A 14,077-nucleotide genomic window follows, 5' to 3' on the forward strand; every position below is an offset into this window, starting at 1 on the left:
GCGATGGGCGATGACAGGGGACAGACTAATGCGCGTGAAATTCACGATTCAGACCATGGCCATCTCTTTGACCAGCCTTGCTCTTGCCGGCTGTGGCGGCGACGGCAATGGCGGGGTGGCATCCGCCCCCGCCCCTCTTACCAATTCCTCATTGGCCAAACTGGTGGCCAGCCAGAGCTTTACCAATGACGCAGCCACGCACAGCGCCAGCTTTAATCTGAGTAATTCCCAGACTGTGACCGGCTCGTCTGCCAAATCAACGCTGACCATCCAATATGATGTGGCCAGCAATACCTACACCCTCACTGCGCCGGGCCGCAGCCAAAGTTTTGCAGCCGCCGACATCACCAGCAACGCCAATGGGCAGGCTGCGTTCAAGAAAACCGCCAATGGGGTAACGGACTATCTCACGCTGGGCGCGGCCACATTTGGCGCCACAAGCGGCCCTCAATATGTCGGCCTTGGCTCGTGGCAGCGCAATACAGTCAATGGCTCGTCGCAGAGCACCAGCTTTGACATTTTTACCTATGGCTTGAACACGCCAGCCTCGGGGGTTCCCCGCACCGGACAAGCCGCTTTGAACGCCTATGTTTTCGGACTGACCACCAAGCCCAATGTCGAACCGGCCTCCTTCAGCGGAAACGGGCGGTTCGACATTGATTTCCAGCGCGGCATTTTCAACACCTCCGCCTATGTCACCGAAAACTCGCTTGTCAGCGGAGCGAGCGCCTCGGGCGGCAATATTCAATTTTACAGCAGCGGCACGCTGTCCTCCACGGATGGTACTTTGTCAGGGCTGGCTTATTACAGCGGTATGCATGCCGATGCATCCGGCACGTTGAATGGCCGTCTCTATGGCCCGGCAGGTCAGGAAGTGGGCGCCAGCTTTTCCGTAAACGGCACGGACGGCAGTTCGGCCAGCGGCGCTCTGGTTGCCTATGCACCCGGCACGCCGATGTCGCTGACCAATCTGTCCATCACCAATCTGGTCACCAGCCAGCTTTATGGCGCGCTGGGTGCCTCGCTGTATGTCTCACGTAATGCTTTCTCGAGCGCGCTGACCTATTTCACCAGCTACGGCGTCGAATACCAGCAATTGACGCAGGCGCCTGACGGCAGCCTGCTGGTGCCCGGCACGTCCAACCGACCCTATTTCCAATATGCCGCAAGCGACAGAATCAGCGGCGCGGCCAATTTCACCACCTATCAAAAGACGGTGAACGGCCAGACCGGCACGACCGAAGTCTATAACGCCGGCAGCGGCAATACAGAGCTGGCGCTTACCTACTCCAGCTTTGCCCATATCTTCGATGGAACGATCAGCGCCAATGCGATGCAGCAGAGTTTTGAAGTTTTCGGACTGTCGACGAGTCCGGGCTTGCTGAGCGCGCGCACCGGCACGGCGCACTACAGCGGTGTGGCCTATGGCGCGGCCGGCAATACGGCCACAAACGTGACCTATAAGGTAACCGGCACATCCACCTTTGACGTCAATTTCACAAGCCAGTCCTACTCCGGCGCGCTTAACCTCTCCGGTTTGGGCAGCTCTGGTTCGGTTGATTTCGGCGCCTTCAACTTTGCGGGCAATATGGCGCGTGGGCAGGGGGTGACCGGCCCGCTCAATCAGGGCAGCACGGCGGTGGGCACCTTCACGCCGCAATTCTTTGGCCCGACTGGACAGGAAATCGGCGGACCGTTCCAGTTAACAATGCCTGCTGGCAGCGCAACGGCGGGAACCGCGATTGCTGGCGTGGCACTGGCCAAAGGGGGATAGTCGCCCTCAAAGCAGTCATTGCCCGACAACCATCAGCCCATTCGAAGTCGCCATCCGTTCATCACGTTGCTCAGCGTTCAAGCATCGTCGTTGTAGGCAGAGTTCTGGCCAAAATCTCGACGATCTGTCTCGCCTCTGCATCATCCAGCCCCGCCGCACAGTAAAAGGTTCTGGCGCCATAATCGAAACGGATGGCGCCCGCCCGCGTGTTGCTGAAGAAGGGCACCTGCCACTGGAATTTGAATGGCCATGCCGGTTGCGGCGCAACGCCAAGAGCGCGGATCATCCTGCCTTGGTAAAGCCAGGCGCGCCGGAAGCCCAAAGCATGATGGGCGATTTCCAGATCGCCATGGATCACCCGGATCGTTTCGGTACCCGTGAACATCCAGATTAGCGTACCGGATGCGAACAACCAACCGACTGCCCATCCGCAGAGCCAGAAAACCAGAAACGGCTCGAAATGCTGGATGAGTTGGGAGATGGCTGCGATGCCACCCGCCGTCCATCCGACCAGCCAAACTGGCAGAAACAGCATCGGAAAGATCTGGCGCTTGGCCTTGATCCGGATCTGCTCCCCCTCGAACGTGTGCTCGACCGTGAAGCGTTCCTTGCCAAGTGGTTGGTAGCGGACAGTCATCCCATGCTCCTGCACATGATCTCAGCGCTTTGGCCATGCCCAGCGCGGGGCATCGTGATCCTCGACACAGGTTTCCCCCATGGTTTTCGACAAGCGGATTTCCTGAAGTCCCCCTGCCCGGCGCAAGCCAGAAATCAGCCGATCGCTATGCGACACCAGCACAATCTGGCTGCGGCGCGATGCCTCGATCAACAGGCGGGCCAGCGCGTCGAGCAGGGAGGGATGCAGGCTGGCCTCCGGCTCATTGAGGATCATGATCTCGGGCGGGCGCGGAGAAAGCAGCGCGGTGACCAGCAACAGATAGCGCAAGGTGCCATCCGAGAGTTCCTTGGCCTCGAACGGGCGCAACAGGCCGCGCTGATGCATGACCGTCATGCCATATTCATCGCCATCAATCTCGATCCGCGATCCGGGGAAGGCGTCATCAATGGCTTCGGCAAAGGTATCGCCATCCCCGATGGCTTGGATTGTGGCGATGGCGGGTGCCAGATCCGCCCCATCCGCGCCTAGCACCGGCGTGTACGTCATCACATGGGGGCGTCGGGCGGGCGCGTCGGAATCGGTGCGCAGACTGTCGTAAAAACGCCAGTTGCGCATCCGCTCACGCATCAGCAGCAGTTCCAGCCCATCGACCGGGTCGGCGCAATGGGTGACCATGCTGTCAAACGCGGACAGGTTGGTGAAGGCGCTGCGCCATTCCCCTGTGGCGGAGGAACGCAGGTTCACCGCAGGCCCGCGGCGCTCCGCAAACAGGTTCGCCCGCCCCAGCATCTCGCCAGTCCACATCGCCTCGACCTTGATCTCCGGGTCGTGCTGGAATGGGTGCATCGGTTCGGGGCGGCCAAGATCAATGGCATAGCCAAAATCCTCGCCGGAAAAGCCTAGGCGTAGGCTGACCGGGCAGGACCGCACCGTGCCGGTTATGCGTTGCCGGCCGCTCAGCATTTCGCGACTGAACTTTTCCGGCCCGGCCCACATTGTCGATGACAATCCGCCCTCGCCGGCCAGCGTGGCGATCAGGCGCCCTTGCGCCGCTTCCGATAGCAAGCGCAACGATCGATAGAGGCTGGATTTGCCACTGCCATTGCCACCTGTGATCAGCGTCAACTGGCCCAGTTCCAGAACGACATCGCGCAAGGATCGATAGCCGGCAACGGCAAGACGGGTGATCATATAGTGACGATAGCTCAAGGATTTGCCGGAGAATAGATATGTTCGTTTACCGCCGCAAACGCGACGTTCAACGCCACCGGCGGAGCCACCCAAACTTGTCGTCCATTCATGATAATACCGGCGGAAGATGCCGCGCCATGCGTGCCTTGAGCAATTCGACCAGTTCCGGCTGCATGAAGGCATAATCGTCCGGGATATCGAGGCAGATGATACGTTGCCCGCGCAGGGCCGCGCGGAACCGCCGCTGCACCTTGGCGCGATGCTGCTTTTCCATCACCACGATGGTGTCGGCCCATGACACCAGTTCCGCGGTCAGCGGGTTCTCGGCCTCATGATTGGTGCCGGCGGAGGAGACCTCCAGCCCCGGATGATCGGCGAATACCTGCTCGGCCGTGGGGCTGCGCAGGCGGTTCTGGCTGCAAATGAACAGGATGGTTTTCAAGCAACGCCTCTGGCAAAAATTCTGGTCAGTTTTGAGCGACTTGTACGAAAGGTCAATTCGAAGTAATGGGCCGTCCAGCCAATACCGGCCTGTTCTTAAGCCAAGGAAAGGAGAAGACCATGCACACAGCATTCGCCCGCACCCAACATCACTTCTTATTTCCCTGTGTTCAGGAACAGATTGCATGGGCAATTCTCTCACGGGCGACGCGTCTCGCCTGATTATTTTTCACGGCCTGCGCGCCGCTGATTTTTCCAAATTTTTCGCCGTGGCCGCACCTCTCGTCGGGGAGGTGCATCATGCGCGATGACATGTTCAAGGTGATTGTCGAACGCCCCCGCCAGGGCGCTCGCTATGCCGCCTCTCCCAAACTCAAAAACATGCCAGACGCCGAGGCCAAGCACATCGGCCTCAAGCGCCACGCCATTATCGGCGCGCGGCATACCAAGATGCTCAACGAAAACCTTGCCCCGCTGCTGCGCTACTTGCGCCGCCAGCGCGGGCGCCGCTGGGACGCTGTGTTCAGCGAGATCTGCACCAGCCTCGATACGGGCAGCACCGTCAAAATGCACGTGCGCCAGCATATCGAGGACTTTGTCCTGACGCGCATCTCGATCGGGCGGGATGGCGAGTGGATGTTCGAGGGGCAGGTTCTCGGGCGCAAGGGCCGGTGGTTCCGCCGAAGGGAACTGTTTGTCGATCCACGCGACGGCATACTCAAGGATATGAGCGTTCTGGAAGCGATGCTGGCACTCGGCAAAGGAGGCGAGCAATGAGCAAGGTCACTCTGATCGCCGCCGATCCCTCGCGTTTCGATCCTCTGGCGCTGGACCAGCTTGATGCCTGTGCGCGCTATGGCGGCATGACGCGCATCGTGGGCCTGCCCGATCTCCATGCGGGCAATGGCATCGCCGTGGGCGCGGCGTTCTGGTCACCCACCCAGATCTGGCCGCATCTGGTGGGCAGCGACATCGGCTGCGGCATGGCCCTATGGGAGACGGACCTGCCCTTGCGCAAGTTCCGCCTCAGCACGGTCGAGCGCAAGCTGCATGGGCTGGATGCGCCGTGGGCGGGCGATGGCGCTGCGGCGCTGGTCGAGGCCGGATTGCCGCCCCGATTGGCCAGTCCCGCGCTGGGCACCATTGGCGGGGGCAACCATTTCGTCGAATTCCAGCGCATCGAGGTGGTGGTGGACGAGGCGCGCTTTGCCGCCTTGGGCCTGGCGCAGGATCGGGTGTGGATGATGGTCCACAGCGGGTCGCGCGGGCTGGGACAGGCTGTCTTGCAAGCACATCGCCAGCCTGACATCAGCCAAGGCATCCCCGCCGATAGCCCTGAAGCCATAGCCTATCTGGCCGATCATGATGCGGCCTTGGGCTGGGCCATCCTCAACCGTCAGATCATTGCCGAGCGCTTTTGTGACAGCCTTGGCCTTGGTGGGCGCCGCGTGCTCGACATTTGCCACAACAGCGTAACGCCCCATCAAGGCGGGTTGCTGTATCGCAAAGGAGCGGCCCCTGCCGACAAGGGACTGGTGACGATCCCCGGTTCGCGCGGTGATTTCAGCTATCTGGTTGAGCCGATTGTTGATGGCGCTGATCATGCGCTCCATTCGCTGGCCCATGGCGCGGGCCGCAAATGGAGCTGCAAGGATGCCCATGCCCGCCTTTCGCGCCGGTTCAAGGTGGCCGATATGCAGCGCACGGCCCTTGGCAGCCATGTGATCTGTGAGGACCGGCGCCTGATCTTCGAGGAAGCGCCCGATGCCTACAAGGATATCGGCATGGTCATCGCCGATCTGGAGCAGGCAGGCCTGATCCGCGTGATTGCCAAGTTGCGCCCCCTTCTCAGCTATAAGACGAGGGCGGCATGAGCGAGGTGATTCTGCATATCACGGCGGGCAAAGGTCCACAGGAATGCCGCTGGGTGGTGACGCAATTGGCGCGCGCCTTCGCGCGGGAGGCCAAGGGCATGGGGCTGGAATGCGAGCTTCTCGACGGGGCGGAGGAGAATGGCCATCCTCCGTCCTGCTGCGCATTGCGGGCGAGGCTGCATCAGCGTTTGCCGTGCGGCGCATCGGCACCAACCAGTGGATTGGCACCAGTCCCTTTCGTCCAGCTCACAAACGGCGAAATTGGTGCGTGGGTGTCGCTCTGGCGCCAGAGCCTGAAACCATCTGCGACCTGCGCGAGGAGGACATCGACTATCAGGCGATGCGCGCCAGCGGGCCCGGCGGGCAGCATGTCAACAAGACCGACAGCGCCGTGCGGGCCACCCATCGCCCCACCGGCCTTGTCGCCACCGCGCAGGAGCAACGATCCCAGCATGCCAACCGCAAGCTGGCGCGCCTGAAGCTGGCGATCATGCTGGAGGAGCGGCGCGGACAGGCCAAGGATGATCAGCGCCGGTCAGAATGGCAGGTCCATCAGGAACTTGAGCGGGGGAACGCGATCAGGGTCTATGCCGGAGAGCGGTTTCAGCTAAGATCGGCGTAAGTGCTATCGGTGGGTGGGCTGGTGCCCGCCCACTGATCGTTTGGAGATTATGTTTTGCCTGCCCAAGACCTTGCTGCCATGCCGATTGTACTCGATGCCTGCGCCTTCGCCGTGCGGATGCATGGCAACCAGCAGCGCAAATACACCGGCGATCCCTATGTGCTGCATTGCCTTGAGGTGGCGCGGATCGTGGCGGAGGTCGGCGGCTCACCCACGATGATCGCCGCCGCGCTACTCCATGATGTGGTTGAAGATACCGAGGCTAACATCGAGGATGTGCAAGCCCGGTTTGGGGAAGAGATCGCGCAAGGCGTGGCATGGCTGAGTGATGTCAGCCGCCCGGAAGATGGCAACCGCGTCATCCGCAAGGCGATGGACCGCGAACATCTGGCGCAGGCCCCTGCGGATATGAAGACGGTCAAGCTGGCCGATGTGATCTCCAATACGCGTTCTATCGTCGATCACGGCGATGGTCTTGCGCGGGTCTATCTGCGCGAGATTGCCGCCCTGCTGGAGGTGCTGAGCGAGGGCCACCCCGAACTGTTGCAGCGGGCAAAGGCTGAGGTGGCGCGAGGTGAATCCAAATGGCTGGCATGAGGGCGCTCGACGACTTGCGCTTGGCGGAACATGGCGCTCAACTTTTTCGAGGGGCGGCTTTGGCGGATCTGCTAGAATTGAAGGCGGCCATAGATGTGCTGCTGCCCGATCAGGCCGGAATCCGTCTTCATGGGATGACTGCATTGCATTCCTATCTTGCGCCATCTGGCTCCATCGGCTTGCTTGCCAGCAAGGCGATTGGCACCGAAGCAAAGCCCGTCCGCGCCATCCTGTTTGACAAGAGCGCGGCTACCAATTGGTCGCTGGGTTGGCATCAGGACCGAACCATCTGCGTGCGCGAGCGGATTGAAATGCCGGGTTTTGGGCCCTGGTCGATCAAGGCTGGCCTCCATCATGTCGCCCCGCCCATCGAACTGCTCTCGCGCATGGTGACGCTGCGGGTGCACTTCGATGCTGTGCCCGCCACCAACGCCCCGCTGCTGATCGCGCCCGGATCGCACAGGCGCGGGCGCGTGTCGGAATCTTCGGTCGCTCAGGTGGTTGCGGAATGCGGCGTGATAGCGTGCCTTGCCGAGGCGGGCGATGTCTGGGCCTATGCCACGCCTATCCTTCATGCTTCCGATGCTGCCAGCAGTCCCGATCACCGGCGCGTGCTTCAGGTTGATTTCACCGCGGATGCCTTGCCGGGCGGACTGAAATGGCTGGGCGTGTAGCCAGCATTAGCTGCTCGCTCTCACATCATCCCACCCCAGACCAAACCGCGCCAGATATTTGCGCAGCCGGTCGGCATCATTGGTGCTGGCGCGTTTTTCGCGTGAGGCAGCGAACAGCTTGCGCCCCGCTTCGGACAGCGAGCGGGCAGAGGCGCAGACCTCAACCACATAAGCCAATTGCACGCGGTCAAACGGGTCGAGCTCGGTCAACGCTTCGCTGGAAAGCCAGCGTTCCAGTCCATCGCCATCCGCCCTGCCATCGGCCCACAGGCGTTTGAGCCGCTCGATCTCCTTGACCACGACTGAAACGTCGATGCGGCCCTTGGGCGAAAAGGTGGCCATGCGGGTAACGCTGGCCGCCAGATCGCGGAAATTGCCGTGCCAGCGCGCGGCGGGCGACATGGCGAAGGCCAAATAGTCGGAGCGCGCTTCCTTGTTGAAAGTCACACGCTCGCCCTCGCGCTCGGCATAGCGGTCGAGTTCATAGTCAAGGTTGGGCGCGATATCCTCGCGCCGCTCGGCCAGGCCCGGCAGGTTGAAGGTCCATAAGTTGAGGCGAGCATAGAGATCTTCGCGGAACGTGCCAGCCGCAACGCAGGCGGCCAGATCGCGGTTGGTGCCCGCGATCAATTGGAATTCGCTCTGTGCCTCCTTGTCGGCACCCACCGGCAGGAAGCGCTTGTCCTCAATTGCGCGCAGGATCATCGCTTGCTCGTCGAGGCCCAACTCGCCGATCTCGTCGAGGAACAGCATGCCGCCATCGGCGCTGCGCAGCAGGCCGGGGCGATCCGCCGCCGCGCCGGTGAAGGCGCCCTTTTTGTGGCCGAACAGGGCCGACATCGCGCTGTCGCCGCGCAGGATGGCGCAGTTCACCTCGACAAAACTGCCGGTCATCTGGCGCTTGAGCTTCTTGAGTTCAAATATCCGCCGCGCCAACTGGCTCTTGCCCGCGCCGGTCGGCCCCATCAGCAGGATCGGCGCGCGGGTGCGGCTTGCCACCTGCTCGATCTCGTCGATCATCGTGTTGAAGGCGGGGTTGAGCGTTTCTATCCCCGATTTGAGGAAAGACGAACTCTTCGCGCTTTCACTGGCAAAGCGCGTGGCGATGCTGTCATAGCGCGACAGATCGAGGTCGATCACGCTCCATTTGCCTGCCGCTTCAGTCGTGCCCCGCTTGGGCTGGGTCTGGAGCAGTCGTCCCGGCAGGTAGTGCGCCTCAGTCAGCAGGAACAGGCAGATCTGCGCGACATGGGTGCCGGTGGTGATGTGGACCAGCACATCGTCGGCATCGGGGTCCAACTCCAGCCTCCGCGCAAAGTCCAGCAGCTTGCCGTAGACCTCCTCGAAATCCCACGCGTCCTTGAAGTCGATGATATGCCGCTCGACCTGTGTTTCGGGCGAGACGGAGGCAATGTCCTCGCTGACATAATCGGCCAAACGGCTGTGCATGGACCCATGGATCATCACGAACCGATCCACTCTCAGGTCTTCGTGCATGCACAGGCCCACCGACGGCCGCCACTTCATCCAGCGTGAAGGGCCGAATTTGGAGGCGTCCAAGGTGGAGCCGAGAAAGCTGATGACGGTGGTTGGCGTCATGCGCGAAATTTATATCAGCTTATATACCAAGATACAAATTTCTGAGCATCGCTCAGCGTTAATTCACAGGGACCAACCCCGTTGAATTTTAATATCTATGTAATTCAATATTTTGATTTCTTGGAAGGCAGCAAGGCCAAAAGCTGGCACGCTCCCTGCTATCACCTATCCGTCGGGTCAGTCGAACAGCCCGACAGGCAAGCGGTATGTGGGGCGGCCAGAATGGGCTGGCCGCCCCAAAGCCCCAAACGCACAAGGATTTTCACCATGGCCAACCAGAGCCTGTTTGCATCGCTGACCGCCAAGGTCTGGCCGCGCGCCGATGCGGTCAATCAGGCCGGTGGTGTCGCCTATACATTCGGCCCCGAGGCCAAGCTGGCGCAGCTCGCCGCAACTGGCACGCTGGCCGATGGCTTCTACTCTGGCGCTGAGGCGCAATTGGCCGATGTGCTGGCCGCCGCCCGAGCGGTGTCGCCCGAATTTGTCGCCAAGGCTGCGGTCTATGCCCGCAAGTCTGGTGCGATGAAGGATATGCCTGCGCTGCTCGCAGCCTGGCTGACGGTGGCCGATCCCGATTTGGCGGTGCCTGTGTTCAAGCGGGTGATCGACAATGGCCGGATGCTGCGCAACTTCGTGCAGATCATGCGGTCGGGTCAGGTTGGGCGCAATTCGCTCGGCTCGCGGCCCAAGCGCTTGGTAAAAGAGTGGCTTGAGCAGGCCAGCATTCAGCGTCTGATGCAGACCGCCACGGGCACCAGCCCCAGCCTCGCCGATGTGGTGAAGATGGTTCACCCCGCACCGGCTGACGCTGAGCGGCGCGCGTTTTATGGCTGGCTGATTGGCAAGCCCTATGATGTGGCCGCTTTGCCTGCGCAAATTGCGGCGTTCGAAGCATGGAAGCGGGCGCCTTCGGGCGACTTGCCTGATGTGCCTTTCGAATGGCTGACGGCCTTCACCTTGTCGGCGGAGCAATGGGCTGTGTTGGCGGGCCGCATGGGCTGGCAGGCGCTGCGGATGAACCTCAACACGCTGGCGCGCCATGGTGCGTTTGGCGTGAAGGGGGTAACCGAGGCGGCTGCGGCGAAACTGGCCGATGCGGACACGATCGCCCGCGTGCGCCCCATGCCCTATCAGGTGATGATGGCGTTGGGGCAGGTGGGCGATGGTGTGCCACTGGCGGTGCAGGCAGCACTGGAAAGTGCGCTGGAGGTATCGCTGGCGTCGGTGCCGAAGCTGGAAGGCTGTGTCGTGGTTTGCCCCGACGTGTCGGGCTCTATGGGGTGGTCGGCGACTGGCTACCGCAAGGGCGCGACATCGAAGGTGCGATGCATCGACATTGCCGCGCTGGTCGCCGCCGCCGTGCTGCGTCAGAACCGCGATGCGCGGGTGATCCCGTTCGAACAGGACGTGGTGCAACTCGCGCTTGATCCCCATGCCCGTGTGGCCGTGAATGCGGCCAAGCTGGCGGCGGTGGGCGGCGGTGGCACCAATGTCTCGGCGCCGCTCGCGTTGCTCAACAAGGAGCGGGCGCGGGTGGATGTGGTGGTGATCGTCTCGGACAATGAGTCCTGGGTCGATCCTGCTCGGCCCATATCTGCTGGCGCGCGCGCCACGGCAACGATGGCGGAGTGGAACAGACTGAAAGCCCGCGATCCGGGTGCCAAGCTGATCTGCATCGACATCACCCCGGGCGTCACCACACAGGCGAGGAGCCGCGAGGACATCATGAATGTCGGCGGTTTCAGCGATGCGATCTTCGAGGCGATGGCGCGTTTTGCCAAAGGCGAGACGCGTAATTGGGTCGAGATCATCGAGAATACGGAGGTTTGAAGAGTTTGGGTCACGGCGAATGCCGGAAGGACTACACTTGGAAATGTCGGTGTCGCGGGTTCGAGCCCCGCCTGCCTTGCGGCAGTAGCTCAGTTGGTAGAGCACGGTTGTCTTTCCAAACCCTAGTCGCCGTGACCTTTCTCGCAGAATTTCAGGAATTACCGTGGCGAATGCCGGTGGGACTACACCTCCACAACCCACAGGTCCGACGAGTAAAGCGCCCTGCGGCCCGCGACGGCCAACGGGAGATGCGGGTTCGAGTCCCGCCGCCGGAACGTAGCTTAAGGACCGTGTCTCGCCACACCTCGTCGCCACGGCAAAATCTGACAAGCTGGCGAATGCCGGCGGGACTACATGGGTAGAGCGCCCGCAACACCAGCGGGAGGTCGGTGGTCCGAATCCACCCTCGGAGCAATCCGCAGTAGCTCAGGAAAAATGTCTCGCCAAACCCTTGTCGCCAGCGCCATGACTGTCAAACGGAGGTCAAGCATGACCGAGACTTACGAATTTCAGACTGTTGAAGGCGGCGTCCCGATCAAGATGTGGACGCGCGGCGTGCCCGTGGACGACAAGGCCCGCGAACAACTGACGCGCGCGGCGAAGATGCCCTTTATCTTCAAGCACGTGGCCGCGATGCCCGATGTCCATGTCGGCATCGGGGCCACGGTTGGGTCGGTGATCCCCACCAAGGGTGCGGTGATCCCGGCGGCGGTGGGCGTCGATATCGGCTGTGGCATGATGGCGGCGCGCACCTCGCTGATGGCGCATGACCTGCCCGACAACCTGGAAGGCATCCGCAGCGCCATCGAGCAGACCGTGCCCCATGGGCGCAGCGTGGGCCGGGGCAAGCGCGACAATGGATCATGGGGCAGCCCGCCCGCCGCCATTGTCGAGGCATGGGCCAACTTGGCGGTGCGGTTCGAGCGGATTTGCGACAAGCACCCGCGCCTGAAGAACACCAACAACCTGACGCATCTGGGCACGCTGGGCACGGGCAATCACTTCATCGAACTGTGCCTCGACACCGAGGCGCGGGTTTGGGTGATGCTGCATTCCGGTTCACGCGGGGTGGGCAATGCCATCGGCACGTTCTTCATCGAACTGGCGAAGAAGGACATGCGCAAATGGCATATCAACCTGCCCGACGAGGATCTGGCCTATTTCCCCGAAGGGACCGATCATTTCGACGACTATGTCGAAGCGGTGGGCTGGGCGCAGGACTTTGCTGCGCTCAACCGGCGAATGATGATGGCCAATGTGATCACCGCCTTGCGGGGCAAGATCGCCAAGCCGTTCGAGGCCGAGTTGGAAGCGGTGAACTGCCATCACAACTATGTGACGCGCGAGAACCACTTTGGCGAAAACGTGCTGATCACCCGCAAGGGGGCGGTGCGCGCGGCCAAGGGCGTGCTGGGGATCATCCCCGGATCGATGGGGGCCAATAGCTTCATCGTGCGCGGGCTGGGCAATGCGGAGAGCTTTCACAGTTGTTCACACGGCGCGGGCCGCGTGATGAGCCGTAACGAGGCTAAGCGTCAGGTCAGCCTTGCCGACCATATCGCTGATACAGAAGGCGTGGCATGCCGCAAGGATGTGGGCGTGATCGATGAAACACCCCGCGCTTACAAGCCGATCGAAGCCGTGATGGCCGCTCAGGCCGATCTGGTCGAGATCGTCCATACGTTGAAACAGGTGGTCTGCGTGAAGGGGTAATACCCCTTTGCGCAGACTAAATTGAGAAGAACACATGATCATCATCGACGGTTCGGAAGGCGAAGGCGGAGGCCAGATGGTGCGCAATTCCTGCGCCCTGTCGCTGGTCACCGGCCAGCCTTTCCGTATCACCAACATCCGCGCGAAGCGTTCCAAGCCCGGCCTGATGCGCCAACATGTGACGGCAGTGGAAGCGGCGGCGGCCATTTCCGGCAGCGAATGCAGCGGGCTGACGGTGGGTTCCCCGGACCTAACTTTCCACCCCGGAAAGGCGTTGGCTGGAGAATACCACTTTTCCGTCGGCACAGCAGGCAGCACCGGCTTGGTGCTGCAAACAGTGCTGATGCCGCTGCTGCTTGCAGCCGGGCCCTCGCGACTGGTGCTGGAAGGTGGCACACACAACATGCTCGCCCCGCCGTTTGATTTCATTGAACGCTGTTTCCTGCCCATCATCAACCGCATGGGCCCGCGCGTTTCGGCGCGTATGGCGCGGCACGGCTTTTATCCGCGTGGTGGCGGACGGATCGAGGTGGAGATCGAGCCTGCACAACTCACGCCCATCACCTGTAGCGAACGCGGCACCTTTGAGGGCGCGAGCGCGCTAGCAGCCTATTGCGGTCTGCCGAGCGAAATTCCTATGCGCATGCTCGAACGAGCCCGCAAGGATTTACCCGATTGGATCGAGGATAGCTTTGCCGCGCGCAAACTGCCCGAAGATCAGGGGCCGGGTGTGATCCTGATGTTGGAGGCGCGATATGGCAATGTTACCGAAATCGTCAGCGGTTTCGGGCAACTTGGCGTACCAGCCGAAAGGCTGGGCAAGACGGCTGCCGCGCGGATGCGTGGCTATCTGGAATGCCAGGCCTTTGCCGGCCCCTATCTGGCCGACCAGTTGATCCTGCCGTTTGTGCTGGCGGGCGGAGGCTCCTTTACAACGGTCAAGCCCAGCCAGCATCTGCGAACTGCCGTCGACATAGCAAAGCGCTTTACTGGTAAATCGGTCAAGCTGATCCAGCAGATTGATGGTGGCCATCTCGTTTCTGTGACGTGATCGTCGTTCTAGCGATCGGCGCCAAATTTGGAAACGGACTTCACCAATTGAACCGTCACCCCAAGCGCGTCAATGGCCTACGGTGGTCGACT

At 61.6% G+C, this 14,077-nt stretch carries 14 protein-coding genes; 10 read left to right on the top strand and 4 right to left on the bottom strand.

Going from position 1 to position 14,077, the window contains the following annotated elements:
* The first annotated feature begins 34 nt into the window (after window positions 1-34).
* Complete coding sequence (locus tag PQ467_RS20760) at window positions 35-1,774, top strand: transferrin-binding protein-like solute binding protein (protein ID WP_274176383.1); 1,740 nt, start codon at window positions 35-37, stop codon at window positions 1,772-1,774.
* A 70-nt stretch (window positions 1,775-1,844) separates the two neighbouring features.
* Here PQ467_RS20760 and PQ467_RS20765 read toward each other — a convergent pair whose 3' ends face one another.
* The 3 genes from PQ467_RS20765 to PQ467_RS20775 form a co-directional block, all read right to left on the bottom strand.
* Window positions 1,845-2,411, bottom strand: a complete 567-nt coding sequence (locus tag PQ467_RS20765; RefSeq protein ID WP_274176384.1) for a hypothetical protein — start codon at window positions 2,409-2,411, stop codon at window positions 1,845-1,847.
* 21 nt (window positions 2,412-2,432) lie between these two features.
* Window positions 2,433-3,584 carry an AAA family ATPase gene (locus PQ467_RS20770; RefSeq protein ID WP_274177272.1) on the bottom strand — a complete coding sequence of 384 codons (1,152 nt, stop codon included), beginning with the start codon at window positions 3,582-3,584 and terminating at the stop codon, window positions 2,433-2,435.
* Window positions 3,585-3,690: 106 nt separating this feature from the next.
* Window positions 3,691-4,026 (bottom strand): low molecular weight protein tyrosine phosphatase family protein, encoded by a 336-nt coding sequence (locus tag PQ467_RS20775; protein WP_274176385.1) that lies wholly within the window; start codon window positions 4,024-4,026, stop codon window positions 3,691-3,693.
* A 184-nt stretch (window positions 4,027-4,210) separates the two neighbouring features.
* Here PQ467_RS20775 and PQ467_RS20780 point away from each other — a divergent pair, with 184 nt between their 5' ends.
* The 6 genes from PQ467_RS20780 (at window position 4,211) to PQ467_RS20805 (ending at window position 7,792) form a co-directional block, all read left to right on the top strand.
* A complete protein-coding gene (locus PQ467_RS20780; RefSeq protein WP_274176386.1) occupies window positions 4,211-4,336 on the top strand; it encodes a hypothetical protein in 126 nt (41 codons plus the stop codon).
* A complete protein-coding gene (locus PQ467_RS20785) occupies window positions 4,326-4,802 on the top strand; it encodes a hypothetical protein (RefSeq protein ID WP_274176387.1) in 477 nt (158 codons plus the stop codon). The genes PQ467_RS20780 and PQ467_RS20785 overlap by 11 nt, the downstream gene beginning before the upstream one ends.
* Window positions 4,799-5,899: an RNA ligase RtcB family protein gene (locus PQ467_RS20790; protein ID WP_274176388.1), complete on the top strand. Its 1,101-nt coding sequence runs from the start codon at window positions 4,799-4,801 to the stop codon at window positions 5,897-5,899. Before PQ467_RS20785 ends, PQ467_RS20790 begins: the two co-directional genes overlap by 4 nt.
* 109 nt (window positions 5,900-6,008) lie before the next feature.
* Window positions 6,009-6,521: a peptide chain release factor H gene (gene prfH, locus PQ467_RS20795; protein WP_274176389.1), complete on the top strand. Its 513-nt coding sequence runs from the start codon at window positions 6,009-6,011 to the stop codon at window positions 6,519-6,521.
* A gap of 78 nt (window positions 6,522-6,599) precedes the next feature.
* A complete protein-coding gene (locus PQ467_RS20800) occupies window positions 6,600-7,118 on the top strand; it encodes an HD domain-containing protein (RefSeq protein WP_274176390.1) in 519 nt (172 codons plus the stop codon).
* Window positions 7,106-7,792, top strand: coding sequence for a phytanoyl-CoA dioxygenase family protein (locus PQ467_RS20805; RefSeq protein WP_443193021.1), 687 nt, complete (start codon window positions 7,106-7,108; stop codon window positions 7,790-7,792). The genes PQ467_RS20800 and PQ467_RS20805 overlap by 13 nt, the downstream gene beginning before the upstream one ends.
* A 6-nt stretch (window positions 7,793-7,798) precedes the next feature.
* On the opposite strand, the gene rtcR is transcribed toward PQ467_RS20805, so the two are convergent.
* Entirely contained in the window at window positions 7,799-9,391 is a 1,593-nt protein-coding gene (gene rtcR / locus PQ467_RS20810) for an RNA repair transcriptional activator RtcR (protein ID WP_274176392.1), read from the bottom strand.
* A gap of 267 nt (window positions 9,392-9,658) precedes the next feature.
* On the opposite strand from rtcR, the gene PQ467_RS20815 reads away from it, so the two are divergent.
* From PQ467_RS20815 to rtcA, 3 genes are all read left to right on the top strand, one after another.
* A complete protein-coding gene (locus PQ467_RS20815) occupies window positions 9,659-11,221 on the top strand; it encodes a vWA domain-containing protein (protein ID WP_274176393.1) in 1,563 nt (520 codons plus the stop codon).
* A gap of 489 nt (window positions 11,222-11,710) precedes the next feature.
* Complete coding sequence (locus PQ467_RS20820) at window positions 11,711-12,934, top strand: RtcB family protein (protein ID WP_274176394.1); 1,224 nt, start codon at window positions 11,711-11,713, stop codon at window positions 12,932-12,934.
* 34 nt (window positions 12,935-12,968) lie between these two features.
* On the top strand, window positions 12,969-13,985 hold the full coding sequence (gene rtcA, locus PQ467_RS20825) for an RNA 3'-terminal phosphate cyclase (RefSeq protein ID WP_274176395.1): 1,017 nt from the start codon (window positions 12,969-12,971) through the stop codon (window positions 13,983-13,985).
* The last annotated feature ends 92 nt before the right edge of the window (window positions 13,986-14,077 follow it).

This window comes from Novosphingobium sp. KACC 22771, assembly GCF_028736195.1.
Lineage (GTDB): Bacteria > Pseudomonadota > Alphaproteobacteria > Sphingomonadales > Sphingomonadaceae > Novosphingobium.